Annotated in this window: 24 protein-coding genes; 17 read left to right on the forward strand and 7 right to left on the reverse strand. The window is 58.6% G+C overall.

Annotation, left to right across the window (positions count from 1 at the left end; all coding sequences use genetic code 11):
- Positions 1-8 precede the first annotated feature (8 nt).
- Positions 9-668 (reverse strand): amino acid-binding ACT domain protein, encoded by a 660-nt coding sequence (locus tag QP324_RS00875; RefSeq protein ID WP_250410384.1) that lies wholly within the window; start codon positions 666-668, stop codon positions 9-11.
- A gap of 204 nt (positions 669-872) precedes the next feature.
- Here QP324_RS00875 and gatC point away from each other — a divergent pair, with 204 nt between their 5' ends.
- The 3 genes from gatC to QP324_RS00890 all read left to right on the forward strand — a co-directional run bounded on the left by gatC (position 873) and on the right by QP324_RS00890 (position 3,238).
- Positions 873-1,169 (forward strand): Asp-tRNA(Asn)/Glu-tRNA(Gln) amidotransferase subunit GatC, encoded by a 297-nt coding sequence (gatC, locus tag QP324_RS00880; RefSeq protein WP_005327681.1) that lies wholly within the window; start codon positions 873-875, stop codon positions 1,167-1,169.
- Positions 1,170-2,657, forward strand: coding sequence for an Asp-tRNA(Asn)/Glu-tRNA(Gln) amidotransferase subunit GatA (gatA, locus tag QP324_RS00885; RefSeq protein WP_225747069.1), 1,488 nt, complete (start codon positions 1,170-1,172; stop codon positions 2,655-2,657). It abuts the gene before it with no gap.
- A gap of 86 nt (positions 2,658-2,743) precedes the next feature.
- Positions 2,744-3,238, forward strand: a complete 495-nt coding sequence (locus tag QP324_RS00890) for an META domain-containing protein (protein ID WP_225747068.1) — start codon at positions 2,744-2,746, stop codon at positions 3,236-3,238.
- A gap of 73 nt (positions 3,239-3,311) precedes the next feature.
- On the opposite strand, the gene QP324_RS00895 is transcribed toward QP324_RS00890, so the two are convergent.
- Positions 3,312-3,635 (reverse strand): hypothetical protein, encoded by a 324-nt coding sequence (locus QP324_RS00895; protein ID WP_269953400.1) that lies wholly within the window; start codon positions 3,633-3,635, stop codon positions 3,312-3,314.
- A gap of 47 nt (positions 3,636-3,682) precedes the next feature.
- On the opposite strand from QP324_RS00895, the gene QP324_RS00900 reads away from it, so the two are divergent.
- From QP324_RS00900 to QP324_RS00910, 3 genes are all read left to right on the forward strand, one after another.
- Positions 3,683-5,059 (forward strand): DHA2 family efflux MFS transporter permease subunit, encoded by a 1,377-nt coding sequence (locus QP324_RS00900; protein ID WP_225747067.1) that lies wholly within the window; start codon positions 3,683-3,685, stop codon positions 5,057-5,059.
- A 24-nt stretch (positions 5,060-5,083) separates the two neighbouring features.
- Entirely contained in the window at positions 5,084-6,115 is a 1,032-nt protein-coding gene (locus QP324_RS00905; RefSeq protein ID WP_200435210.1) for an ATP-dependent 6-phosphofructokinase, read from the forward strand.
- A gap of 64 nt (positions 6,116-6,179) precedes the next feature.
- Positions 6,180-7,163 carry a bile acid:sodium symporter family protein gene (locus QP324_RS00910; protein ID WP_284813959.1) on the forward strand — a complete coding sequence of 328 codons (984 nt, stop codon included), beginning with the start codon at positions 6,180-6,182 and terminating at the stop codon, positions 7,161-7,163.
- A gap of 14 nt (positions 7,164-7,177) precedes the next feature.
- Here the strand turns inward: QP324_RS00910 and QP324_RS00915 are convergent, their stop codons facing one another.
- Positions 7,178-7,963: a DUF4261 domain-containing protein gene (locus QP324_RS00915; protein WP_284813961.1), complete on the reverse strand. Its 786-nt coding sequence runs from the start codon at positions 7,961-7,963 to the stop codon at positions 7,178-7,180.
- Positions 7,964-8,020: 57 nt separating this feature from the next.
- Here QP324_RS00915 and gatB point away from each other — a divergent pair, with 57 nt between their 5' ends.
- From gatB to QP324_RS00935, 4 genes are all read left to right on the forward strand, one after another.
- Positions 8,021-9,526 carry an Asp-tRNA(Asn)/Glu-tRNA(Gln) amidotransferase subunit GatB gene (gatB, locus tag QP324_RS00920; protein ID WP_284813963.1) on the forward strand — a complete coding sequence of 502 codons (1,506 nt, stop codon included), beginning with the start codon at positions 8,021-8,023 and terminating at the stop codon, positions 9,524-9,526.
- 138 nt (positions 9,527-9,664) lie between these two features.
- Positions 9,665-10,717: an NAD(P)-dependent alcohol dehydrogenase gene (locus tag QP324_RS00925; RefSeq protein WP_284813964.1), complete on the forward strand. Its 1,053-nt coding sequence runs from the start codon at positions 9,665-9,667 to the stop codon at positions 10,715-10,717.
- A 203-nt stretch (positions 10,718-10,920) separates the two neighbouring features.
- Positions 10,921-12,348, forward strand: a complete 1,428-nt coding sequence (locus tag QP324_RS00930; protein ID WP_284813965.1) for a hypothetical protein — start codon at positions 10,921-10,923, stop codon at positions 12,346-12,348.
- A gap of 16 nt (positions 12,349-12,364) precedes the next feature.
- A complete protein-coding gene (locus QP324_RS00935; RefSeq protein ID WP_284813967.1) occupies positions 12,365-13,435 on the forward strand; it encodes an aldo/keto reductase in 1,071 nt (356 codons plus the stop codon).
- A 19-nt stretch (positions 13,436-13,454) separates the two neighbouring features.
- Here QP324_RS00935 and QP324_RS00940 read toward each other — a convergent pair whose 3' ends face one another.
- Positions 13,455-14,147, reverse strand: coding sequence for a LysE/ArgO family amino acid transporter (locus tag QP324_RS00940; RefSeq protein WP_284813969.1), 693 nt, complete (start codon positions 14,145-14,147; stop codon positions 13,455-13,457).
- Between the two features lie 70 nt (positions 14,148-14,217).
- On the opposite strand from QP324_RS00940, the gene QP324_RS00945 reads away from it, so the two are divergent.
- The 4 genes from QP324_RS00945 (at position 14,218) to QP324_RS00960 (ending at position 17,007) form a co-directional block, all read left to right on the forward strand.
- On the forward strand, positions 14,218-15,090 hold the full coding sequence (locus tag QP324_RS00945; protein WP_284813971.1) for a LysR family transcriptional regulator ArgP: 873 nt from the start codon (positions 14,218-14,220) through the stop codon (positions 15,088-15,090).
- 69 nt (positions 15,091-15,159) lie between these two features.
- Entirely contained in the window at positions 15,160-16,110 is a 951-nt protein-coding gene (locus tag QP324_RS00950) for a DoxX family protein (protein ID WP_284813973.1), read from the forward strand.
- A gap of 83 nt (positions 16,111-16,193) precedes the next feature.
- Positions 16,194-16,700: a hypothetical protein gene (locus QP324_RS00955; protein WP_239278001.1), complete on the forward strand. Its 507-nt coding sequence runs from the start codon at positions 16,194-16,196 to the stop codon at positions 16,698-16,700.
- Entirely contained in the window at positions 16,693-17,007 is a 315-nt protein-coding gene (locus QP324_RS00960) for a transcriptional regulator (RefSeq protein ID WP_239235847.1), read from the forward strand. The genes QP324_RS00955 and QP324_RS00960 overlap by 8 nt, the downstream gene beginning before the upstream one ends.
- On the opposite strand, the gene QP324_RS00965 is transcribed toward QP324_RS00960, so the two are convergent.
- The 3 genes from QP324_RS00965 to QP324_RS00975 all read right to left on the reverse strand — a co-directional run bounded on the left by QP324_RS00965 (position 16,982) and on the right by QP324_RS00975 (position 20,787).
- Positions 16,982-18,256: a glycosyltransferase family 87 protein gene (locus QP324_RS00965; RefSeq protein ID WP_284813975.1), complete on the reverse strand. Its 1,275-nt coding sequence runs from the start codon at positions 18,254-18,256 to the stop codon at positions 16,982-16,984. The two genes, QP324_RS00960 and QP324_RS00965, sit on opposite strands and share 26 nt — an antisense overlap.
- Positions 18,257-18,336: 80 nt before the next feature.
- Entirely contained in the window at positions 18,337-20,190 is a 1,854-nt protein-coding gene (ilvD, locus tag QP324_RS00970; RefSeq protein ID WP_284813976.1) for a dihydroxy-acid dehydratase, read from the reverse strand.
- Between the two features lie 54 nt (positions 20,191-20,244).
- Entirely contained in the window at positions 20,245-20,787 is a 543-nt protein-coding gene (locus QP324_RS00975; protein ID WP_284813979.1) for a PH domain-containing protein, read from the reverse strand.
- Between the two features lie 308 nt (positions 20,788-21,095).
- Here QP324_RS00975 and QP324_RS00980 point away from each other — a divergent pair, with 308 nt between their 5' ends.
- The 3 genes from QP324_RS00980 (at position 21,096) to ilvC (ending at position 24,580) form a co-directional block, all read left to right on the forward strand.
- Entirely contained in the window at positions 21,096-22,946 is a 1,851-nt protein-coding gene (locus tag QP324_RS00980) for an acetolactate synthase large subunit (protein WP_284813980.1), read from the forward strand.
- Between the two features lie 2 nt (positions 22,947-22,948).
- Positions 22,949-23,467 (forward strand): acetolactate synthase small subunit, encoded by a 519-nt coding sequence (ilvN, locus tag QP324_RS00985; protein WP_005327728.1) that lies wholly within the window; start codon positions 22,949-22,951, stop codon positions 23,465-23,467.
- 99 nt (positions 23,468-23,566) lie between these two features.
- Positions 23,567-24,580, forward strand: a complete 1,014-nt coding sequence (ilvC, locus tag QP324_RS00990; RefSeq protein WP_284767417.1) for a ketol-acid reductoisomerase — start codon at positions 23,567-23,569, stop codon at positions 24,578-24,580.
- The last annotated feature ends 105 nt before the right edge of the window (positions 24,581-24,685 follow it).

The following is a 24,685-nucleotide window of genomic DNA, read 5'->3' on the forward strand; positions in this document are numbered from 1 at the left end:
AGCTCCAGTTACTTTAGGAAGCTGCCCAAGATAGTGCCGATGTGGCCCAAGTGCTCGACCTCGGAGGCGAGGTAGTCAGGGCCGCCGGTTCGCCCCATGGCGATGACCAATCCGGTATCGCCGAGTGGGGCGGCGGCGAGTGCTGAGTCAAGCAGGGACCAGCTTTCGGGTACCCACTCGTCGCGCTCGGGCTGGAGGACGCGGGCGCTTTCGACCTCAATGTCGTGAGGAACGGTGCCGTCATCTTCTGGCGCTGCGTTGGACGAGGCCAGGCGGCGGATAGGCTCGTTATTATCAATGACGATGCACCAGGTGGAGGTGAGTGCCTTCGGGATCGCCGCGACAACCTCTTCCATAGCCGCAGTGACATTGGTGGCATGAGCTACACGCGCGAGCAGCTCGATCTGGCCGCGGCGGTCTACCCGGCCGCTAAACGGGCGGATGGAGTCAATTTCCACGCCGTCGACGGAGGAGGCGGCGGTGATAAGCACATCGGCCATGGCGCCTTGGGGTAGCTCAATGACGATGTCATCCATGACCGTTCCGTCGGGGAAGTTTTCTACGATATCGACTGACTGGATATTGCCGTCGACGAGTCCAAAGGCGTCGGCAAGCTGGCCCAAGCTGCCAGGGGAATCGGGGAGCAGTACACGGATCAAAAAGGACATGGTCTCGCACGCTTTCGGTTGTTTGTAGTCCCGAACATGATACGTGCGTCACAATGGCGGCTTCAAGCAACGCAAATTTGGGGTGACGCGGCAGCCGTCGCGGTAGGTGCAGTACCATGGGTCGTTAGCAATTCACATAGTACATGCTTAGTGTGAATATTTTTCACGCGCATGTCGATTATGCAGATAAAGGATGGAGTTCGCGTGTCTGAGATTTCGCGTGATGAGGTAGCCCACCTCGCCAAGCTTTCCCGCCTGGCCCTCAGCGAGGAAGAGCTAGCCCAGTTTGCAACGCAGATTGATGAAATTGTTGATTCCGTTTCCGCGGTAGGAAACGTGGATACTGAGGGTGTGGAACCGATGAGTCACCCGCACTCCGTGGACGCCCCGATGCGCGAGGATGTTATTGTGCGCACCCTAACTGCAGAACAGGCTTTGGATCAGGCACCGGCCGTAGAAGATGAGCGCTTCGTCGTGCCGCAGATTTTGGGAGGAGAATAAATGTCTAACCTGACCGTTCCTGCGGAGGGCTTGACCTCTCTGACTGCCGCCGAGCTGGCGGAAAAGATTCACTCCCGCGAAATTACCTCCCGCGAGGTTACTCAGGCCTTCCTGGACCGCATCGCAGAGACCAATGAGGAGCTGAATTCCTTCCTGCACGTGGGGGCGGAAGAAGCCCTCGCGGCTGCCGACGCCGTGGATAAGGCCCTCGATGCCGGCGAAGAGCCTGCCTCTGGTCTGGCAGGCGTGCCGCTGGCTCTGAAGGACTTGCTCGTTACCACCGATGCGCCAACCACGGCGGCGTCCAAGATGCTGGAAGGCTACGTTTCTCCCTACGACGCCACCGTGACCAAGCGTCTGCGCGAGGCTGGAATTCCCATCCTGGGCAAGACCAACCTGGATGAGTTTGCCATGGGTTCTTCCAATGAAAACTCCGCCTTTGGCCCAGCGCATAACCCTTATGACACGGAGCGCACCCCGGGCGGCTCGGGCGGCGGTACCGCCGCTGCACTTGCTTCCGGCCAGGCGCCGCTTGGCATCGGTACCGATACCGGCGGCTCTATCCGCCAGCCAGCCGCGCTGACCAATACTGTGGGTGTTAAGCCAACCTACGGCACCGTGTCCCGCTACGGCCTTATTGCTGCTGCATCTTCCCTGGATCAGGCCGGCCCCTGTGGCCGCACCGTCCTGGATACCGCGCTGCTACACGAGGTCATCGCCGGCCACGATGCCTTCGATGCGACCTCCGTGGATAAGCCGGTAGCACCGGTTGTCGCCGCCGCCCGCGAAGGTGCCAAGGGCGACCTCTCTGGTGTCAAGGTGGGCCTCATCAAGCAGTTTGAGCGCGATGGCTGGCAGGAAGGCGTGATGGAGAATTACCACGCCGCCGTCGATCAGCTGCGCGAGCAGGGTGCCGAAATTGTTGAGGTTGATTGCCCGCACTTCGATGACGCACTGGCGGCGTACTACCTGATCATGCCGTGTGAGGTTTCGTCCAACTTGGCACGTTTCGATGGCATGCGTTATGGCCTTCGTGCGGGCGATGACGGCTCCCACTCTGCGGAGCAGGTCATGTCCCAGTCTCGTGCGGAGGGCTTTGGCCCCGAGGTAAAGCGCCGCATCATGCTGGGCACCTATGCGCTGTCCGTGGGCTACTATGACGCCTACTACCTGCAGGCGCAGCGCGTGCGTACCCTTATTGCGCAGGACTTTGCCCGTGCCTTCGAGCAGGTTGACGTGCTCGTTTCCCCGACCACCCCGACTACCGCCTTCAAGTTGGGGGAGAAGGCCGAGGATCCCATGGCAATGTACAACTTTGACCTGTGCACCCTGCCGCTGAACCTGGCCGGCCTGTGCGGCATGTCCGTGCCCTCCGGTATGGCGAGCGATACTAACCTGCCGACTGGCCTGCAGATCATGGCGCCGGCCTTCGAGGACGACCGCCTCTACAAGGTGGGCGCTGCCTATGAGGCTGGCCGCGATAAGTAAATCGCCGCCTGTGGAGTCCCTGACGATTCCATAAGGGTTTGTTTGCCCCCGTTGAATTTATATCCGGCGGGGGTAAATTATTGGGTATGCATTTCAAAAAGACCGCACTACTTTCGCTGTCCGCCGCTGCGCTGATGGGCGTTGGAGCTGCCAACGCTGCGCAGGTCCCCGACATCGATCCGGGGTTTAGCATGACAGCGCCGACTCAGTCTGACCTGATTTCTCAGCTGCCGGAGGGCGCGGAGAAGCTGGAGCCTCACATTGAAGGCCAGACCATCACCGGCGAGCTCCACTCCGTGAAGGAAGATGGCAAGCTGAGCGTCTCCTTTGCTAAGGACCGCACCTTGGCGGTCAATGATGGCTGCAATACCTACACCACCACCTACGAGGTGGCCAAGGATGGCACCATCAGCGTGGGCGAGTTCAATTCCACCCGCGCGGCCTGCGACGAGCATACGCAGCAGCTTTCCGACGCCCTCCGTGGCCTCCTCGAATCCAACCCTTCCTTCTATAACCTCCCCGGCGGCACCGTTGCCTTGGGTAGCGAGAATGCTGCGGTTGAGTTCACGGTAGCCAAGTAGAAACTAGCGACACGCAGGATAAAAGTATGCGCACCATGTCTAGGGACGTGGTGCGCATTTGTGTGGGTGGGGACTATTTGGCGTCGGAAAGCGCATAAGCCGCGCCCGCCGAAGCCGCGGTCACGCTAAGGACGGCTGGCCAAGCGCCAATCTTCTTAGCCAGCGGGTGGGAGGCGCCGAATGCGCCTAGGTAGAGTGCGCACAGGCCGGCAGTGGTAGCCGGGGTGGTTTTCTTGGCCCAAGAGCGACCCGCCCATACACCGGCAGCGGCGAGGATCACGCCACCCAGCGGGCGAATGCCGGTCTCGCGGGCCGTGACCCAGCCACCGATGAGGCCGAGGGTGACAGTGGTGGCGGTAGAAACGTCTTGGGGCTTTTTAATATCGATCATGGACATGCAGCCAGTCTAGGTCGACATTTCTCGGCCCGCTAGACTCTAAGGCCATGACTGTGGAGACGCATCTGCCGCCCGAGCGCCAAGCATGGCGCGCCATGTTTGCACTGTCCCTCGGATTCTTTGTATCTCTGCTGGACCAATCCATGGTGGCGGTGGCGCTGCCTGACCTGCAACGCGAGCTGAACGCAGGGGTAAACCACACCATGTGGGTATCCGCGGCCTATTTGTTGGCTGTGGTGGTGCCGCTGCTCTTTACCGGCCGCTTGGGCGATGTTTTAGGCCAGCGCCGGATGTTTTGTCTGGGTGTGGGCATTTTCGGGCTGGGTGCAGTGGCGTGTGCCGTGGCTCCCACAGTGGAAGTGCTCATTGCGGCGCGTACCGTGCAAGGCGTGGGTGCGTCCCTCCAGATGCCACAGACCATGTCCGTTATCAATCGCATCTTCGCGCGTGAGCGCCGTGGGCGCGCACTGGGCGTGTGGGGTGTGATCGGCTCGGTAGCGGCACTTGCCGGTCCACTCGCCGGTGGTTTTCTGGTCGGGCACTTTGGGTGGCAGGCCGCCTTTTGGGTACACGTTCCCTTCGTGGTGCTAGCCATTGTCTTCGCGCTGCTGTGGGTGCCTGAGCTACCCACGACCGCGCAGTCTATCGATGCGCCCTCGGCCATCGTGTCGCTCATCGCCTTGGCGGCGATCGTCTTTGGTATTCAGCAGGGCCCGGTGCTTGGCTGGGGATGGACCATTTGGCTGATCCTGCTCGCCGGAGTTGCCGCTATCATCTGGTTTATTCGATTGCAGGCAACTGCCCAGGCCCGCGGGTCGAATCCGCTGGTGCCGCTGGCACTATTTCGTGACCGAAACTACCTGGCGGGCTCGGTAGGTATCATCGCAATGGGATTTATGGCTGCTGCGGTGATGCTCCCCATCATGCTGTGGCTGCAGACCATGCAGGGAGTGCCTGCAGGCGAAGCCGGCATCATCGTGGCTCCCATGGCGCTGGTGTCTCTCCTGATATCTCCGCTGGCTGGAATCATGGCGGATCACGTCAATCCGCGGATTCTTGGGGTAGTGGGATTTTCTATCCTTATATTCTCGCTCCTTGCGGCATGGTGGGTCATGCAGGTCGACGCCCTTCCGTGGGTACTCGGGCTGCCTATCGCCGGCCTCGGGGTGGGACAGTCGTTCATTTGGGGTTCCAACGCAGCCACCACCTTGCGCGATATCTCGCCGGAGCTCATGGGCGCTGCCTCCGGTGTGTACAACACCTCCCGCCAGGTGGGTTCCGTGGTGGGAGTTGCCCTAGTTTCCGCAGTTATGCAAACAGGTAGCCCAGAGACAGCAATTATTAATTCGCTGCTCGTCATCGTGGCTGCGCTGGTGGTGGGCCTGGTTTCTGCCCTAGGTTTTAGGGACACTCTGCAGGCCTAAAAATCGCGCGCTAGATTGGTAGATATGCGTCTAGGTGTTTTAACGTCCGGCGGCGATTGCCCCGGCCTCAATGCTGTAATCCGTGCGGTAGTGCGTACCGCATCCAATGAATTTGGAGATACCGTTGTAGGTTATGAAGACGGCTGGGTGGGCCTGATGGAAGACCGCCGGCGTGATCTTTATGACGATGCGGAAATCGATCGTATTCTGTTGCGCGGCGGCACCATCCTGGGCACCGGCCGCCTGCATCCGGATAAGTTCAAGGCCGGCCTTGACCAGATTAAGTCCAACATGGCGGATGCCGGGGTGGATGCCCTTGTCGCCATCGGTGGTGAAGGTACCCTCAAGGGCGCAAAGTGGCTTTCTGATAACGGCGTGCCGGTAGTGGGCGTGCCGAAGACCATTGATAATGACGTTAACGCCACCGACTACACCTTTGGTTTCGATACCGCCGTTTCTGTGGCCACCGATGCTATCGACCGTCTGCACACCACCGCAGAGTCCCATAACCGCATCCTGATCGTGGAGGTTATGGGCCGCCACGTGGGATGGATTGCCCTGCACGCGGGCATGGCCGGCGGCGCGCACTACACCGTGGTACCGGAGGAGCCCTTCGATATTGCGGAGATTACGAAGGCGATGGAACGCCGCTTCCAGATGGGTGAAAAGTACGGCATTATTTGCGTGGCAGAAGGTGCCCTGCCGAAGGAAGGAACGATGGACTTCGAGGCCGGTGGCGTCGATCAGTTCGGGCACCAGACCTTTAATGGCATCGGCCAGGTAATCGGCGATGAAATCAAGGCACGCACCGGGTATGACGTACGTACGACCGTGCTGGGGCATATCCAGCGCGGCGGCACGCCGACAGCTTATGACCGCGTACTTGCTACTCGCTACGGCGTGCACGCAGCGCGCGCCATCCACGAAGGTAAGTCTGGCATGTGCGTTGCCCTTCATGGTGAGGATATTGACCTCGTCCCGCTGGAAGAAGCAGTGGGTACGCTGAAGACGGTACCGGAATCGCGTTACCGCAATGCCCAGGCGCTCTTTGGCTAGAGGCATTCTGCGTTCCGAATATTAAGATAGCGCTCCCACAGGGTGGGAGCGTATTCTTTTGCCCATGAGTATCGATAGCATGACAGATAATCGGGTGGAGGCGAACGCTGCGCCCTCCTCAGCACAAGACCGTCAAGCACTTATTGCAGCGCTAGGCTTTCCCGTGCTCGTGATTATCGGTGGCGTGATGGGATACCTCGCGCCAGAGACCGCAGCTTCCTTCGCCCCGCAGGTCACCCCGCTGCTGGGTATTGTCATGTTCGGCATGGGCCTAACCCTCAAGCCGGTAGATTTTGCCTTGGTGGCTCGCCGTCCGCTGCCCGTTCTCATCGGAGTAGTAGCGCAGTTCGTGATCATGCCGCTGGTGGCGCTGCTGGTAGTCGCGGTGATGGATCTTCCCGATGCTGTAGCTGCCGGCGTTATCCTGGTGGGCTGCGCGCCCGGCGGCACGAGTTCCAACGTGGTGTCTTATCTTGCGCGCGGTGATGTGGCTCTGTCGGTGACCATGACGTCCATTTCCACCTTGTTGGCGCCGGTCCTTACCCCATTGCTGACCTTGTGGCTGGCAGGGGAGTACATGCCGGTCTCCGCCTCCGCCATGGCGTGGTCCATTGTGAAGGTCGTGCTCATTCCGGTTGTTACCGGCATTCTCATCGGCATGCTGGTTCCGCGCGTGGTGGCAAAGATTAACGCGGCATTGCCGTGGATCTCGGTTGCGGCCATTTCCGCCATTGTATGCATCGTGGTCGGCGGCGCGCACGACACCATCGCTACCGCCGGCGCACTCGTCTTTGCCGCCGTGGTAATCCATAACGCCTGCGGCTATGGCTTGGGCTACCTAGCCGGAAAGTTGGCCAAGCAGCCGGTCGCTGCACGGCGCACCATGGCCGTCGAGGTGGGCATGCAAAATTCTGGCTTGGCCACATCCCTGGCATCTACTTATATGAACCCATTGGCCGCCCTGCCAGGAGCCGTCTTTTCGGTGTGGCACAACCTTTCTGGTGCGGTGCTGGCAGCCATCTGCCGCTATTCGGATTCCCGGAAGTAGGACCGGGAAACCCGCTAAAAATTAATCGTGACCGCAGGATAGGACTCGTCTACAAACCAGGGTTCTTTCTGCACGGTCAGAGGGGGCTGGTCTTGCTCGAAAGATAGGGTGTCGCCGTCTTTGACGGTGGCGCCTTGCAGAACATGGTCTGCGATATTGGCTAGCTTGTAATAGAGATCGGTGGGATCCATGGATTCGGTGGCCGCCTGGACTTCCGGGTGTCCGGCTTGGACCAGCCCAACGGTATAACCCAAGATTTTGTTTTCTTTTTGGGTAAGCCACACCGGAGCAATGTGCATTGGGGCAAGGTTATCCCGAACGGCCTCGAGGAACGTATTCGGCGCGATAGAAACGTTGCCGCGCGGGTTATGGACTATCAGGCAGTCGGGGTGCTCGGCTACCACGGCAGTGGCCTTGGAGAGTAGCTCAAGGTGATCGCGGCGGGCCTCGCGGAATTGCTTCGCGCGATCATCTTCGGTCTCTCGCGGAAGCACGGACACGAGGATTTGTGCGGTGGCAGAATCGAGGCCGCGGGCATCCGCGCTCAAAATGGGGTGGAGGCCATAGCTATCGCGGGTGGGTGGAGTATCGACGGCTTGGTAGTGCAATAAGAAGGAATCATCCAGCTCGACCATGATGCTTCCCGGATTCTTGCCCGGCGTGATATCTCCCAAGCGATCGCCAAAAGTGGTGGTCAGGCGCTCGCTTACCTCTTCAGGGGTAGGGGCAGTGCGGAAGACTGCGATGTTGATCAACGGGGCATCGATAAGCGCGGCATCAACGCTATGTGGTGTAGTCATAATATTCAGCTTAGGGGCGTGAGCGCGCGGGCGCATGGACGTATTAAGATGGCACGCATGACTGCTGCGATGTATGACCTGATGGACTTCGATGAGGTCCTAGAAAAGTTCGAACCGGTAATGGGCATGGAAGTCCACGTAGAGCTGGATACGGAAACCAAGATGTTTTCTACCTCTCCTACGAACTTCAACGCAGCGCCTAATTCCAACGTTGACCCGGTCTCCCTGGGCCTGCCCGGTGCGCTGCCGGTAGTTAACTCCAAGGGCGTGGAGGGCGCCATCAAGATTGGCCTGGCGCTTAATTGCTCCATTGCGGAGTCCTCTCGCTTTGCCCGCAAGAACTACTTTTACCCGGACCAGCCGAAGAACTACCAGATTTCTCAGTACGATGAGCCGATTGCCTATGACGGTTACCTGGACGTTGTGCTGGAAGACGGCACCGAGTGGCGCGTGGAAATCGAGCGTGCACACATGGAGGAAGACACCGGCAAGCTGACCCACCTCGGTGGTGCGGACGGCCGTATTCACGGCGCCACGGCGTCCCTGGTGGATTGCAACCGTGCTGGTATTCCTCTCATCGAGATCGTCACCAAGCCGATTATTGGCGCTGGTGAACGCGCGCCCGAGGTGGCTAAAGCCTACGTTTCCGCCCTGCGCGAGCTCGTTGCAGCCTTGGGCGTTTCCGACGCCCGCATGGATCAAGGCTCCATGCGTGTGGACTCCAACCTATCCCTGCGCCCGGTGGGCCAGGAAGAGTTTGGTACCCGTACCGAGACCAAGAACATTAACTCCCTGCGTTCCGTGGAGCAGGCGGTTCGCTTCGAGATGCAGCGCCAGGCACAGGTGCTCGAAGATGGCGGCACCATTGACCAGGAAACCCGCCACTATCAAGAGACCGACGGCACCACCTCCAAGGGTCGTCCGAAGGAAACCGCCGAGGACTACCGTTACTTCAACGATCCGGACCTGCCGCCGGTCATCGCCCCGCGTGAGTGGGTAGAAGAACTGCGCCAGACCCTTCCAGAGCTGCCATGGGTTCGCCGTGCGCGCATCCAGGAAGAGTGGGGCATCAAGGATGAGGAGATGCGCGACTTGGTCAATGCCGGCGCCCTCGACCTCATCGTGGATACCGTCGAGGCCGGCGCGAAGCCGGACGAGGCCCGCTCCTGGTGGGTTTCCTACCTAGCCGGCAAGGCCAACGAGCAGGAGACCGATCTTGCTGGTTTGTCCATTACCCCGCAGCACGTGGCGCGCGTTATCGTGCTCGTCAACGAGGGCAAGCTGACCACCAAGCTCGCGCGCAAGGCCGTCGATGGTGTGTTGGCGGGCGAGGGTGACGTCGACGAGGTCGTCGAAAAGCGTGGCTTGGAGGTCGTACGCGATGATGGCGCCATCGAGAAGGCCGTAGATGACGCGCTGGCCGCCAACCCGGACATTGTGGAAAAGTACCGTGCCGGCAATAAGAAGGTCACCGGTGCCATCGTGGGTGCGGTCATGAAGGCCACCCAGGGCAAGGCCGATCCGGGCCAGGTCAATAAGCTCATCGCAGAGAAGCTGAACTAAGACCCCCACATAGCCAGCCGCGTTTTCCTCCTCAACGAGAGGGGCGTGGCTGGCTTTTTTTTGGTTTTCCTTCCCCGTTAGAGTTGGTGACTATTTTCGTTAGGCGAGGTCAGTGGGGTTACGCGTAGGGTCGTGGGCATGACAATTAAGAGCAAAGTATTGCAAAAGGAAAGCCCTGAAGCACCATTCAAGGTCGTAGAAATCGAGCGCCGCGATCCGCGAGAAGACGACGTGGTCATTGATATCAAGGCTGCAGGCATCTGCCACTCCGATATACACACGATCCGCAACGAATGGGGCCAGGCCCACTTCCCCCTGACGGTGGGCCATGAGATCTCCGGCGTTGTGGAAGCTGTGGGCGATAAGGTCACCAAGTTCAAGGTGGGCGACCGCGTTGGCGTGGGCTGCCTGGTCAACTCCTGTGGTGAGTGCGAACAGTGCCGCAACGGCCAGGAGCAGAACTGCCTGAATGGCAATGTGGGTACCTATAACTCCGAAGACGTAGATGGCACCATTACCCAAGGCGGCTATGCCCAGAAGGTAGTCGTCAACGAAAACTTTGTGTGCACCATCCCGGAGGGCATCGACTTTGACGTCGCAGCCCCGCTGCTATGCGCCGGAATCACCACCTATTCGCCGCTGGCCCGCTGGCAGGTCAAGGAAGGCGACAAGGTTGCCGTAGTAGGCCTAGGCGGCTTGGGCCACATGGGTGTGCAGATCGCTGCAGCAAAGGGCGCGGAAGTAACCGTGATTTCCCGGTCCCTGCGCAAGGAAAAGGAAGCTTATGAGCTGGGTGCGAAGCATGTTCTGGCCACCGGTGAAGAGGAAGATTTCTTTGCCAACCACCGGGGCGAATTCGACGTCATCTTGTCCACCATTTCTGCCCAGTACTCCCTCAATGACTATCTGCAGCTGCTGAAGCCGCGCGGCATTATGTCCGTAGTCGGACTTCCGCCGGAGGAGCTGGGAATCCATATGAGCAGCCTCGTCGGCGGCGGCAAGGTGCTAACCGGCAATAACATCGGCGGCATTGCAGAGACCCAGGAGATGCTGGACTTCTGTGCCGAGCACGGTATCGGCGCCGTTATTGAAAAGATCGGCGTTAACGATGTTGATGACGCCTATGAGCGCGTGGTGGAAGGCGATGTAAAGTTCCGCTTCGTGATTGATACCGCGACCTTCGACGACTAAAGCGTTAGGTTGATTTCGATGCATCCCCAAATGTGATTTATCACAACATCGGTATGTGCCAGTAGGTGTTTAACGGGTCACTTACGTACCATTCCTTAAGGAACGCATATCGGTGTTGTGTTGCCCACGTGCTGGGGGAGTGGGGGACAAGGGGCCGCGCACACTAGTATGCGAGAGATATTCGCTACAAAAGTTAGGCAACTGTGTCTTCTAAAAACATTATCGCCATCGCTATGTCCTTCGTGGGCTTGCTGGTCGGCGCCGGCTTTGCCACAGGCCAAGAGGTGGTGCAGTACTTCACCGCCTTCGGTTCCTGGGGTATTCCCGGCATCATTATCGCCGCACTCGTCATGACCCTTGCCGGTACCGTGTTCTTGCAGCTGGGCAGCTACTTCCACGCTTCTGAACACAACACCGTATTCCGCAATGTCACTCACCCGATCGTCTCCAAGTTGCTGGACGTCGCGGTCATCATCACCCTCTTCGCTATTGGCTTTGTGATGTTGGCCGGCGCGGGTTCCAATATGGAGCAGCAGTTTGGCTGGAAGACTTGGATCGGCTCCACGCTCATGTTGGTAATGGTGCTTATCGTGGGCATGCTCGACGTGGATAAGGTATCCAAGGTCATCGGTGCTGTAACACCGACCATTATCATTGCGGTCATTGGCGTAACCATCTACACCGGCCTCAATATGCCGGATGACATCGGTGCCGCTATGGACGCCTCCAGCCAGATCGACACCCCGATTGGTAACTGGCTCATTTCCGCGCTCAACTACAACGGCCTTGCCCTGATGCTCGCCGTGTCCATGTCCCTGGTTATCGGCGGCGACAATATCAGCCCACGCGAGGCCGGTTGGGGCGGCGTTGTAGGCGGCGTCATCTACTCCATCATGATGGGCCTTGCCGGATTCTCCTTGCTGATGAACTCGGACAAGGCACAAGGCTCCGATATTCCGATGCTGTCTCTGGTAGATAGCGTTAACCCGACGCTCGGCTCCATCATGGCGGTCATCATCTACTTGATGATCTTCAATACTGCTATCGGCATGTTCTACGCTTTGGGCAAGCGCCTGTCTGCCGGTCATGAGAAGCGTTTCCCGGTTATCTTCGTTATTGGCTGCTTGGCTGGTTTCGCCGTGTCCTTCGCCGGCTTCAAGACCCTGATGAACTACATTTACCCAATTATTGGCTACATGGGCATCTTGATGGTGGCCATTTTGGTCTTTGCTTGGTTCCGCAGCCAGTCGCAGATCCAGGATGAGGCTGTGCGCCGTGAGCGTGTACGTGCCCTCATGCACCTGAAGCTGCACCCAGACAAGGATTACGACGCCGACCGCTACGACGATGAAATTGGCCAGCACATCGAGGACTCCAATATGGACAATGAGGCCCTCTACGATGAGCTGGTCGAGGAAGTCACCGAGGAGCTCGATGGTGACGACGACGTGGACTTTGACAAGGAAAAGTACGAAGAAAAGCGCCACGATTACTCCTACTACACCGAGCGTGATGCGGTAGAAACTGACCGCACCCCGGAAGAAATTGAAAAGTGGGTCGAAGAAACCGGCGCATCCGGCGACCCTGAAGAAGATGAGGAGCTGCCAAAGGCTGACAATTCCAAGAATTAAGCGGACAATGGGTGCCATGAGTATCTATGCACCCCCATCTGACCGTTATGATTCGATGGAGTACCGCCGAGTAGGCAACTCTGGGCTGAAGCTGCCGGCCATTTCCCTTGGCCTATGGCAGAACTTCGGCGACGACCGTCCCCTGGCCACGCAACGCGAAATCCTGCGCGCGGCGTATGACCGGGGGATTACTCATTTCGATTTGGCCAATAACTATGGCCCTGAACCAGGCGCCGCGGAGGATAACTTCGGCCGCATCTTCGCCCGCGATTTCCGCCCCTTCCGCGATGAAATGATCATTTCCTCCAAGGCCGGCTGGGTAATGAATGATTCGCCCTACGGTTTCGGCGGCTCTCGCAAGTACCTGGTGAGCTCCTTGGACGCTTCTCTGAAGCGCATGGGTTTGGATTACGTGGACATTTTCTACCACCACCGCCCGGACCCGGATACCCCGCTGGAGGAGACCCTGTATGCACTGCGCGATATCGTAGCCTCCGGCAAGGCCCTGTATGTGGGCATTTCCTCTTATGGTCCGGAGCTCACCGCAGAGGCCGTGGAGTTTATGGAAGATGAAGGCTGCCCGCTGCTGATTCATCAGCCCAGCTATTCCATTTTGAACCGCTGGATTGAGTGCCCGGGCGAAGACGGTGAGTCGCTGCTTGATGTCACAGCGCGCAGCGGCCTAGGCGTCATCGGCTTCGGCCCGTTGGCGCAGGGCATGCTGACGGACCGGTATATCGACGGCATCCCCGCAGATTCGCGCGCGGCGAAGAATAAGACCCTGGAAAAGGACTGGCTCAATGAAGAAAACCTCTCCATGATCCGCTCGCTCAACGATATTGCAGGCAAGCGCGGGCAGTCGCTGGCCCAGATGGCCATCTCGTGGGTGCTGCGTGACCAGGGGGATCGCACGCTTACCTCGGCGCTGTTGGGTGCTTCTTCCGTGGAGCAGCTCGAGCACAACCTGGGCGCGCTGGATCACCTTGACTTTAGCGCGGAGGAGCTGGCTGCGATTGACGACGTCGCCCATGACGCCGGCATCAACCGCTGGGCAGGCGCCACCGCCTCGCGCGTTCGCGGCGACTAGGTGCGGTGGCGCTCGTTCCCTAGAGCAGGAGCAACTTGAGCGTCAGGCCAATCATGATGACGCCGATGCCGAAGTTGATCCAGCGCCACACTGTAGGCCGAGACAGCACGTGGGAGAAGCGCGCCGCGCCAAAGCCGATGAAGGGGAACCAAGTGAAGCTGGCGCAGATTGCACCCACAGCGAAAAGCCAGCGCCCCGATTCGCCATATTGATTAGCAATGCTGCCGAGCATGACCACTACGTCCACGTAAGCGCCTGGGTTAAGCCACGTTAAGGCCAGGGCGGTCAACAGCGGCTTAACCCAGGAGGGGGAGCGCTTGATCTCGACGCGAGTTGCGGTCTTGGTCGTGCTACGTGCCTGAGAGCCATCGAAGGAGGCGACTTCCTGCGGGACCTTTGGCTGCGTGGATTCCACCTCGATGGCCTCGCCTTTGGTTTTGAATGCATCGCGGAAGCAGGTGAAGGTGAAGTACGCAAGGTAAGCGGCGCCAACATATTTAAGAACCTGCAGGGCGTTGGGGAATTTTTCTACCAAGTAGCCCACGCCGGCCGTGCCGGAGGTGATCAGGATGACGTCGGAAAGCGCGCAGACGACAATGATGAGGCCAATGTGGTCGCGGCGAATGCCGTACTTGAGCAGCATGGCATTTTGCGGGCCGACGGCCACGATGAGTGATAATCCCAGGAAGAAACCAGCAAGCACGATGGACATGCCTTCCAGTGTGAATTCCTGGCCTGAATTAGTCCAGTTAATGAATCTACAGTTGGTTTAGAATAGCTTCATGAACCCGGTGCACTTAGAAACTTTGCTTGCCATCGTGGACGAAGGCAGCTTCGATGTTGCCGCTGCCGTACTCGGTATATCTCCGTCTGCGGTAAGCCAACGAATTAAGGCCCTAGAATCGAGCACCGGTCGAGTGCTCCTTCGCCGTGCTACCCCGGTAACCGCAACAGAAGCGGGGGAGATCCTGGTTCAATCCGCACGCCGCATGGCGTTGGTACAGGCAGAGACGGATGCCCGCCTAGGCCACCGCCTGGCCCGGGTCCCGCTCTCTGTTGCAGTGAACTCGGACTCCCTTGCGACATGGTTCCGCAGGGTCCTTAGCGATACCGCGCGGCGGGGTGATGTCGCCCTGCGCATCCGGATTGAGGATGAGGCCCGTACCTTAGCCATGCTGCGGCGTGGAGATGTGCTTGGCGCAGTGACGAGGGAGGCCACACCGGTCTCAGGGTGTGAGTCTAGCTTTTTGGGTACGATGCGTTACTTCCCAGTCGCGGCGCCGCATATTGCAGAAAGCTTTCATAGTGGCCGCTTGACCTGGGAAACCATGCCGCTGGTGGGATATGGGCCTAACGACCAGGTTTTGGACGATGCGATGCGGGAGCGCTTCATTGATTCGTCCGTGGTGCGTGCCCGGGTGTCACAGATCCCTTCGTCCGAGGGCTACCTCGAGGCCGTTCGCGTTGGCCTGGGGTGGGGTTTGCTGCCCCAAGCCCAAGCACTGCCCCTATTAGCGGCAAAAGAGCTGGTGCTTCTCGACGACTCCCCGCTCGATATCGACCTCTACTGGCAGCGGTGGCGCTTGGAATCGGAGGTTTTGAGCGAACTTACGCGTTCGGTTCTCGAAGCTGCGAGCGACTTGGTGGCCACATAGCGCGCAAGCTCGTGCGGCGCGCCGTGGTGGGTACCACAAAAGTGCAGGCACGTGCCCTAAGTTGGAGCTATGAGCGATAAGCAGCAACCGGATAAAGCCACCCCGTTTGATGAGGATATGGACGTGCCTACATACAACGCGAAGCCCGCTAGCAAGGATTCTGTCTCCGGCCAGAAAAAGTCGAAGCCCGGGCTTTTCGAGCGCGCCGGCCGCGCTGAGCCACAGGAGATCAAGCCTTCCCAGGCGCAGCAGAACCACCCTGAAACCGAGGTACTGTCCTATTCCAGCGCAAATGAAGCCGCACGTCAGGACAGCAACGCCGGCGAGGAGACCGTAGCCTTCGCACAACCGGAGTCCACCACGCCGGCTAGCGTAGAGGAGGAGACGGAACTTGCTACTGCCGACGGCCCCGTGGACAGCACCCTCAGCACCGAAACCGCAGAGGAGCGCGAGGCACGCCTACATGCGGAACAAGAAGAAAAGGAAGGCTATCAGCGCTATGGTCGCCGCGGCACCATCGACTTCGGCCTTCTATTCATCCGCTTGGCGCTGAGCGCTTACCTGATCGTTGCGGGAGCAAAGACCTTCTTTACGCTTGGCGATAGCGAAGGCTTGTCCGGCCTGGAAGGCGAATTTGCCAACTATGCCTGGGATACCGCACTGTCTATCGCGGTGCCGACCATGCAGCTTATCGCTGGTGTGTTCTTGCTGCTCGGCCTCATTACGCCGCTAGCGGCCATGATTGGCCTGGTAGTGACTGGCTTTACCGCCGTCCACGAGCTAGCCCAGACCGATGCCGGCCTGGACGTTTTTAGCTGGCCGGAATCCGTATGGCTTTCCTTGGTTCTCTTTGTCATCGCAGTAGGCCTGCAGTTTACCGGTCCAGGCTTTATCTCCCTTGACTTCAAGCGCTCTTGGGCGCGCCGCCCACTGGGTACTTCCTGGGCCTTTGTTCTCATCGGCATCGCCATCCTCGCCGCCCTCTGGTTCTTCGGCGCAGGGGTTAATCCGCTGAATTAGGCGCTAATAGGTTGTCCGTCGCAATAGCGGCGGATTTTCTTTTACTCTTGCTTTCTGGGGTGGAAAGTATGATACTTTCTAAAGTGGAAAACAACGAAACGTCGAAGGTGAGAGGAACGAGGAACATGGACGAAAGTGTGCACGAGGCACTGTCCTTCAATGAGGAAGTGGAGAACGGATCGACAAATCAGTCGAAGACGTTTCTCAATGCTTGCTTCTCTGTTTGTGGGGCGGGCGGTTATGTGGCCTTGAGTCAGTGGGGAGCGGGGGCTTCGATTTGGATTCTTATTGCTGCCATCGTGATCATTGTTGGAGCAGTGGGGTGGATGGTTGCTAGCCGAAGGGATGTGCGCCCAAGCTACCGTCAGGATCCGTTGGAACAGCCGCAGGCGGACAAAAAGTATTACGTAGGTTTCTTTGTCCTATTCTGCCCCATTTTTTTAATTACATTTCTTGAAGGACATTTGATTGCGGCAGTGGTGGTTTTCACTTTCTGGGGAATCGCGGCATTTTGGGCGTTGCAGTCAGGGGCAATGGATCTGTCCACCCGTAACAATGCAAGTAGCAAAAAGGCGAGCGGCGATGAGTGAACTCGACCCAGTAATCCATCCGCTTAATCGGTTTAAAATTTGTGCGGTGCTCAACGCGGCTGGGGCAGTGGAAGGCGCCATCAACAAGGAGATGCGCTTTGCGGCGATTCGGGACAAGGTGAATCAGTCTGATGCCACGCTGTCGAAGCAGCTAAGCGCACTGGAAAAAGAGGGGTATATCAGTCGCTTTCGTGAGTATGGTTCCTCGCGTGGCAAGGACACGGTATGGGTGATGCTCACGGCTAAAGGTAAGGCCGCATTCGATTCGCACCTTGCAGCGCTTAAGACGCTAGCGGGGCAGGAGTAGCGGTACTCGTGTTCCGAGTAATGCGCCGGGAGGCATAGAACGCGGCTGCGTACAGTGCGACGGTCAGTATGGTTAGCCATACGAAGTCATCCACCCAGAACTTCTGGTAGCGCTCCATGGCGTGGACATCGACTTGATCGCCCCACCACCACTTAGGAGGGACGGTCAGCAGCATGGCTGCCCAGGCGATAAGGACGGTCAGGAGGCTGCCCGCAGCCCAACCTGACGGCAGCCAGGTCCAGGCGCGGTAGACAAAGACCGGGATGATGAGCGTGAGCCATACCCAGTGGTGCGACCAGGAAACAGGGGAGATGAGGAGGAGGGTGAGGGCGGTGACCAATTGGGCGTCGACAAGCAGATGCTCCTCGCACAGTCGCTTGATAAGCCACGCAGCAAAGGCAATAACCACAAGGGAAGCTGCGAGCCACGCAAGGTTGATGGTCAGTCCATTGGCGTCCATGGCTTCCGTAGAGGAATACATGCGCTGAATGGCTCCCTTGAGGGAACTATTGGACTGGTACTCGGTTGCGACGCCGAAGTCGCCGCCAGAGCCCATATCGAGCAATTTAGAGCTGAAGAACTCCACGAATGCGTCCCAGCGGAAGGCTGCGGCAAGGAGAGTGGCAGCGACCGCGGAGAGGAAAGCCGTGGCAATCTGCTTCCACTCCTTGCGCATGAGGAAGTAGAGCAGCATTGCCAGCGGGGTAATTTTGATAGCGGCGGCTAGGCCAATCAAGATACCTTGGGGCAAGAAGCGCTTGCGTGGAACCAGGTCGAGGATAACCAGCGTCATCACCACGATATTGATCTGCGCAAAACCATTGTTGAGGTCAACCGGCTCAAAGCGCAAGGCAATGGCCCAGGCAATGGCGGTAATGGGTAAGAGGAACTCCGGCTTCTTCAGCACCGCCTTGAAGACAAAGTAGAGGCAGACGAGCAGGAGCAGATCGGACAGGACGACCATGATGTCGCCCGCCATATCGTGGTCAATGCCGTCAAAGGCCGTGAGCGGAACCATGACGAGCGCGCCAAAGGGTGGATAAATGAAGGGAAGTTCAATGTCCCCGGCTAACATGGGTTCGCTATAGACGGAGCGGTGCTCAAGGAAGGCCTTGACACCCTCGCGGTAGACCACCATGTCAATGGGAAAGTCCGTGATGTGGGTGTCTTGAACAACCTTCCTGGCACCAAAAATGAGGCCCAGCAGAGCTAAGGCATAACGGAAAAATGGGGTGCGCGCGAGTTTCATCGCAGTACACTTTATGCGATCTGCAGGTAAACGGGCGTGCACCCCACCGAGGCTCACAGGGATTTAGCAGTTAATCCTGGCTAATTCACATGGCCATCGACCACGCGCACCGCGCCGCGATCGGCAGAGGTGGCCATGGCTGCATACGCACGCAGTGCCTTGGTGATGGGGCGGTTGCGGTTCACTGGAGTCCACGGTTGCTCGCGCTGTTCCTGGGCGGCGCGGCGGCGCTTCAGCACGTCCTCGTCCACATCCAGGGTGAGTTGGCGCTCGTGGATGTCGATGGTGATGGTGTCGCCATTTTCGATGAGCCCGATAAGGCCCTGGTGGGCCGCCTCGGGGGAGATGTGGCCGATGGAAAGGCCGGAGGTGCCGCCGGAAAAGCGGCCGTCGGTAATCAAGGCGCATGCCTTGCCCAATCCGGCGCCTTTCAGGAAGGAGGTTGGGTGGAGCATTTCCTGCATGCCCGGGCCGCCGGACGGGCCCTCATAGCGAATGACCACTACGTCGCCGGGTTGGACTTCCTTATTCAGGATTATCGATACGGCTTCCTCCTGGGATTCGACCACACGGGCGGGTCCAGAGAAGGTCCACAGCTCTTCTTCAACGCCCGCTGCCTTCACGATGGCCCCGTCTGGAGCCAGGTTTCCGCGCAGGACAACTAGGCCGCCGTCGGAAGAAAAGGCATGATCGGCGTCGTGGATGCAGCCATTAGCGGCGTCAGTATCGAGCTCGTCCCAGCGGTTGGATTGGGAAAATGGTTCGGTGGTGCGCACACCGCCCGGCGCGGCGTAGTACAGTTCGCGAGCCTCATCGGTGGCGTGCGGGTTGCGGATATCCCAGTCATCGAGCCACTGCTCGGCGTTGTCATATAGCGCCGTATGCACCTTCAAGTTCAGGTGCCCGGCGCGGCGAAGCTCTCCCAAGATGGCGGGGATGCCACCGGCGCGGTGGACATCCTCAATGTGGTAGGTGCCATTGGGTGCGACCTTGGACAGGCAGGGCACGCGGTAGGAGATGTCATTAATGTCATCGAGGGTGAAATCCACCTCGCCCTCCTGTGCGGCTGCGAGGGTGTGCAGGATGGTGTTGGTGGATCCGCCCATGGCCATGTCAAGCGCCATGGCATTGGTGAAGGCTTCCTTGGTAGCGATATTGCGGGGGAGAACGGATTCGTCCTCTTCGCCGTAATAGCGGCGGCACATATCAACGATGGTAGAGCCGGCCTTTTCAAAAAGGCTGCGGCGGGCCGTGTGGGTGGCCAGGGTGGTGCCGTTGCCGGGCAGCGCCAAGCCGAGTGCCTCGGTCAGGCAGTTCATGGAATTGGCGGTAAACATGCCGGAACAGGAGCCGCAGGTGGGGCAGGCGGATTCCTCTACTTGGGTCAAGCCTTCATCGGATACCGCGTCATTGGCAGAGGCGGTGATGGCGGTGATGAGGTCGGTGGGGGCGTGGGCTACGCCATCAACCACGACGGCTTTGCCGGCCTCCATCGGTCCACCCGAGACGAAGATGGTGGGAATGTTCAGGCGCAGCGCCGCATTGAGCATGCCCGGGGTGATCTTATCGCAGTTGGAGATGCACACCAGGGCGTCGGCAGTGTGGGCATTGGCCATGTACTCGATGGAATCGGAGATGATTTCGCGTGAAGGCAGCGAGTAGAGCATGCCGCTGTGGCCCATGGCGATGCCATCATCGACCGCAATGGTATTGAATTCCTTGGGTACGCCTCCGGCCTCGCGCACGGCGTCGGCGACGATATCGCCAACGTTTTTAAGGTGTACGTGGCCGGGGACGAATTGGGTGTAGGAGTTGGCGATGGCGACAATCGGTTTGCCAAAGTCATTTTCCTTGGTGCCGGTGGCCCGCCAAAGGGCGCGGGCACCAGAGGCTTGGCGGCCGACGGTAGTTACTTTTGAGCGCAGCGGGAACATGGTTTTCAGTCACCATTCCTTCAAGGGATGTGGGGGAGAGTCTAGGCGGCGTATTTAGTTTTCGGCCGAAGGCTTGAGCTCGGGGTGGCGCTCGAGGTAGTCCGCATACTCTTCTTTGCTGAGGAGGACTTGTTGACCGTCACGGTGGACAATGACCACCTTGTCATCTGCCGCTTCACGGCCCTGGGTAAGGGCATCAGGGATGCGGCCGCGGGAAGCCTCCGAAAGTCGCGGGAGCGAGTTAAAGGTAACGCCGGGCAGGCTGTGCTCCGCGCCGGCCTTGGTGCGGGCGAAGGCGCGGGCGCGTTGGAAGCCGATTCCGGCAAAATCGTCCCATGCGATCTGGATATTTTTCCGGAATGCGTACGAGATAGCGATTCCAGCTTCGGAGACTTTGGTGCGGGACTTTATGACCCACCACAATCCGAGGATGGGGATAATGAACAGCCATGCGAGGTATTTGGGGGCCCATCCGATGCTGAGCAGAGCAATGGCGGACAGGATGAGGATGCCCAAGATGTGGTCGCGGGATGGCTTGAAAACCTCTGCCTGGGTGGTGGAGTGACGAGGTTTGTTGTCCTTAGGTGGTGGAGTCATAGTGTGCAAGCCTAATTCACTTAGGCGGGCAAGGGCGAACCTATTTTTCAGGCGTGTCCCATCACATGGGAATGTGATCCCAAAAGGGGGTAATCGGCACGTGCGCAATACCTATCAGTGTATAGTCATGCCCATGATCATTATTCGACTTCAGGTAGTACCAACGCGGTGGTGACCGCGACGACCGATGACGTCGACGCATTTCGCCCCCGCAGACAGACAAGCCCGCGGGGGCTTTGTTCATATCTGGAGCCGGTGCCAATGATGATCAGGACCCGTAATAGACCATTCCAAGGAGCACATTAACCGTGGTTACGACAACTTCGCCCACGCCCGCTTCGGTGGCTGCAGCCTCACGCGCCCACGCTCCGGAGCGGATGAGTGGTGCCCACGCCATTGTCCGCACTCTCGAAGACTTGGGAACCGATCTCGTCTTCGGCATTCCAGGCGGTGCTGTGCTTCCTCTCTACGATGCTTTGCACACCTCGACCAAGCTGCGCCATGTGCTCACCCGCCATGAACAGGGTGCCGGTCACGCCGCCGAAGGCTACGCCCAAGCTTCCGGCAAGGTGGGCGTATGCATTGCCACCTCCGGGCCGGGTGCGACCAACTTAGTGACAGCGCTAGCCGACGCCAACCTGGACTCCGTTCCAATCGTTGCCATCACCGGCCAGGTGGGCAGCAACCTCTTGGGAACCGATGCCTTCCAAGAGGCCGATATCCGCGGCGTGACGATGCCGATTACCAAGCACAACTACATCGTGACGGAGCCGAGCCAGATTCCAGCTGCCATTGCAGCCGCATTCCATCTGGCTTCTACGGGCCGTCCGGGGCCGGTCTTGGTGGATATCCCAAAGGACGTGCAAAACGGTGAATTGGAATATTCCTTCCCGTCTACGTTTGATCTGCCTGGATATAAACCGACGACCAAGCCCCACCATCGCCAGATCGCGCAAGCGGTTGAGCTCATTGCGCAGGCAGAAAAGCCAGTCATCTATGCCGGCGGTGGTGTCATCAAGGCGGAGGCGGCAAAGGAACTGCGTGAGTTTGCGGAATGTACCGGAATCCCCGTCGTGACTACGCTCATGGCTTTGGGGGCCTTTCCGGAATCTCATCCGCTGCATATGGGCATGCCGGGCATGCATGGCACCGTCCCTGCGGTTGCGGCCATGCAGCGAGCTGACCTGCTGATTACTATCGGTGCGCGATTTGATGATCGAGTAACCGGTGATACCTCCACCTTTGCCCCTGAGGCTCAGGTAATTCATGCTGATATTGACCCGGCTGAGATTGGGAAAATCCGCGACGTTGCCGTGCCAATCGTGGGTGATGCGCGCAAGGTATTGGCAGGCCTCTTAAAGGAGTACCGCAAGAACTCTGCGGTGAATTCTCCGGAAGTAGGCCCATGGCGGGACTACCTCGATGGGCTTAAGGAACGGTTCCCTCGTGGCTATGGTCCCACTCCGGATGGGCAGCTCAATCCCCAATTTGTGGTGGAAAAGCTGAGTGAAACCGTCGGTCCTGAGGCTATCTACTGTGCCGGTGTGGGTCAGCACCAGATGTGGTCGGCACAGTTCATTAACTTTGAACACCCACGCTCCTGGATCAACTCCGGTGGTGCCGGAACTATGGGCTATGCCGTCCCGGCGGCCCTCGGTGCCAAGGCAGCATGCCCGGATAAGGAGGTGTGGGCGATTGACGGTGACGGTTGCTTCCAGATGACCAACCAGGAGCTCACCACTGCGGCATTGGAGGGCTTTCCGTTTAAGGTTGCTGTCATTAATAACGGCAACCTCGGCATGGTCCGTCAGTGGCAGACACTGTTCTTTAACGAGAACTATTCCAATACCAAGCTGCGAGAACGAGATGTCTATACCCCGGACTTTGTCCGCTTGGCAGAGGCGCTAGGATGCGAGGCCATCCGCGTCACTTGTGAGGAAGAAGTGGTGCCGGCCATTGAACGGGCCCGCGCAATCAATGACCGCCCCGTGGTCATTGACTTCATCGTTGGTGAGGATGCTCAAGTCTGGCCCATGATCGGCGGTGGGGCGTCTAACGAAGAAATTCAATATGCCCGCGGCTTGCGCCCGCTGTTTGATGAAAATGAATCGGCAGCAGAAACTCCTGCCGATATCGACGAGACTATCCAGGAGGTATAGGCGTGGCCCCCAGTGACGTTTCCCGGCATACCCTGTCGGTCCTGGTAGAAGACGTAGAGGGAATTTTGTCGCGCGTGACCGGCATGTTTTCCCGGCGTGGGTACAGCATCATTTCGCTGGTTTCTGCCCAAACGGAAAATCCGGGGATTAACCGGCTGACCATCGTGGTCGATGCTTCCGAAAGGATTATGGAGCAAGTGACCAAGCAGCTCAACAAGATCGTGCCGGTCATCAAGGTGGTGGAGCTCGAAGCGGATTCGACCGTGGCGCGAGCCCTGATGCTGGTTAAGGTGGCTGCAAATAATGCCAACCGGCCGCAGGTGGTCGATGCCGTCAATATCTTCCGTGCCCGCGTGGTAGACGTGGCACAAGAATCAGTGGTGGTGGAGGCTACTGGCACCCCTGGAAAGCTAGCGGCGCTTCTCGATGTCCTGGAGCCATTCGGTGTGCTCGAGCTGGTGCAGTCTGGTGACGTGGCCTTGGGGCGTGGTCCCAAGGCGATGGCTCCTCCACGAAATTAAATCCCATCATATGGGCATAGCGTCTCATAGGGTGGTACAGTGTTAGGTGGGACGTTGATTCATTGAACTTACAATCACTACAGAATTGAGGACTACGACATGGCTATTGAAACTTTCTACGACGATGATGCAGATCTGTCTATCATTCAGGGTCGCAAGGTAGCCGTTATTGGCTACGGCTCCCAGGGGCACGCGCACTCGCAGAACCTGCGCGATTCCGGCGTCGAGGTTGTAATCGGCTTGCGTGAAGGCTCCAAGTCGGCCGAAAAGGCTGAGGAGGCAGGCTTTGCGGTCAAGACCGTTGCAGAGGCTGCCAAGTGGGCGGATGTAATCATGCTGTTGGCACCAGATACCTCTCAGAAGCAGATCTTTGAAGATGAAATTGCCCCCAACTTGGAAGACGGCAATGCGCTGCTGTTTGGGCACGGCTTGAATATCCACTTTAAGCTGATTGAACCGCAAGCCAATGTCACCGTTGGCATGGTTGCACCAAAGGGGCCTGGCCATCTGGTTCGCCGTCAGTTCGTTGATGGCAAGGGTGTTCCGTGTCTGATTGCGACCGAACAGGATCCTAAGGGCGAAGGCCACGATCTGACTCTGTCTTATGCCGCAGCCATCGGTGGTGCGCGTGCCGGCGTTATCCCGACGACCTTCGAAGCAGAGACGGTTACTGACCTCTTTGGTGAGCAGGCTGTCCTGTGTGGTGGCGTAGAGTTCCTGATTCGCACCGGCTTCGAGGTCCTGACTGAGGCTGGCTACGAGCCAGAAATGGCCTACTTTGAGGTGCTGCACGAGATGAAGCTCATCGTGGACCTGATGTTTGAGGGCGGCATCGCCAACATGAACTACTCGGTATCTGATACCGCCGAGTTTGGCGGCTACATTTCTGGCCCTCGCGTAATCGATGCCGATGCAAAGCAGCGCATGAAGGATATCTTGTCCGATATCCAGGATGGCACCTTCACCAAGCGCCTGCTTGCCAATATTGAAGGCGGCAACAAGGAGCTGGAGAATCTGCGTGAGGAATTTGCGCAGCACGAAATTGAAAAGACCGGCACCAAGCTGCGCGATTTGATGAGCTGGGTCAAGAACCCGCTGGATGCTACTGCCTAGGAATAAAAGGCGGCGTCTGTAGCGCACACCCACGGTGAACAGGCATGTTTACCGTGGGTTTTGCCTTATTTGTGTCAGGTAAAACTCCAGTGCGGGGAGTAGGAT

The organism is Corynebacterium sp. UMB0012 (genome assembly GCF_030216265.1).
GTDB lineage: Bacteria > Actinomycetota > Actinomycetes > Mycobacteriales > Mycobacteriaceae > Corynebacterium.

Excerpts from the sequence above, each read along its gene's own strand:
- QP324_RS00875 (WP_250410384.1), bottom strand. The coding sequence starts at position 668 with ATGTCCTTTTTGATCCGTGTACTGCTCCCCGATTCCCCTGGCAGCTTG.
- gatA (WP_225747069.1), top strand. The coding sequence starts at position 1,170 with ATGTCTAACCTGACCGTTCCTGCGGAGGGCTTGACCTCTCTGACTGCC.
- QP324_RS00890 (WP_225747068.1), top strand. The coding sequence starts at position 2,744 with ATGCATTTCAAAAAGACCGCACTACTTTCGCTGTCCGCCGCTGCGCTG.
- QP324_RS00895 (WP_269953400.1), bottom strand. The coding sequence starts at position 3,635 with ATGTCCATGATCGATATTAAAAAGCCCCAAGACGTTTCTACCGCCACC.
- QP324_RS00900 (WP_225747067.1), top strand. The coding sequence starts at position 3,683 with ATGACTGTGGAGACGCATCTGCCGCCCGAGCGCCAAGCATGGCGCGCC.
- QP324_RS00905 (WP_200435210.1), top strand. The coding sequence starts at position 5,084 with ATGCGTCTAGGTGTTTTAACGTCCGGCGGCGATTGCCCCGGCCTCAAT.
- QP324_RS00910 (WP_284813959.1), top strand. The coding sequence starts at position 6,180 with ATGAGTATCGATAGCATGACAGATAATCGGGTGGAGGCGAACGCTGCG.
- QP324_RS00915 (WP_284813961.1), bottom strand. The coding sequence starts at position 7,963 with ATGACTACACCACATAGCGTTGATGCCGCGCTTATCGATGCCCCGTTG.
- gatB (WP_284813963.1), top strand. The coding sequence starts at position 8,021 with ATGACTGCTGCGATGTATGACCTGATGGACTTCGATGAGGTCCTAGAA.
- QP324_RS00925 (WP_284813964.1), top strand. The coding sequence starts at position 9,665 with ATGACAATTAAGAGCAAAGTATTGCAAAAGGAAAGCCCTGAAGCACCA.
- QP324_RS00935 (WP_284813967.1), top strand. The coding sequence starts at position 12,365 with ATGAGTATCTATGCACCCCCATCTGACCGTTATGATTCGATGGAGTAC.
- QP324_RS00940 (WP_284813969.1), bottom strand. The coding sequence starts at position 14,147 with ATGTCCATCGTGCTTGCTGGTTTCTTCCTGGGATTATCACTCATCGTG.
- QP324_RS00945 (WP_284813971.1), top strand. The coding sequence starts at position 14,218 with ATGAACCCGGTGCACTTAGAAACTTTGCTTGCCATCGTGGACGAAGGC.
- QP324_RS00950 (WP_284813973.1), top strand. The coding sequence starts at position 15,160 with ATGAGCGATAAGCAGCAACCGGATAAAGCCACCCCGTTTGATGAGGAT.
- QP324_RS00960 (WP_239235847.1), top strand. The coding sequence starts at position 16,693 with ATGAGTGAACTCGACCCAGTAATCCATCCGCTTAATCGGTTTAAAATT.
- QP324_RS00965 (WP_284813975.1), bottom strand. The coding sequence starts at position 18,256 with ATGAAACTCGCGCGCACCCCATTTTTCCGTTATGCCTTAGCTCTGCTG.
- ilvD (WP_284813976.1), bottom strand. The coding sequence starts at position 20,190 with ATGTTCCCGCTGCGCTCAAAAGTAACTACCGTCGGCCGCCAAGCCTCT.
- QP324_RS00975 (WP_284813979.1), bottom strand. The coding sequence starts at position 20,787 with ATGACTCCACCACCTAAGGACAACAAACCTCGTCACTCCACCACCCAG.
- ilvC (WP_284767417.1), top strand. The coding sequence starts at position 23,567 with ATGGCTATTGAAACTTTCTACGACGATGATGCAGATCTGTCTATCATT.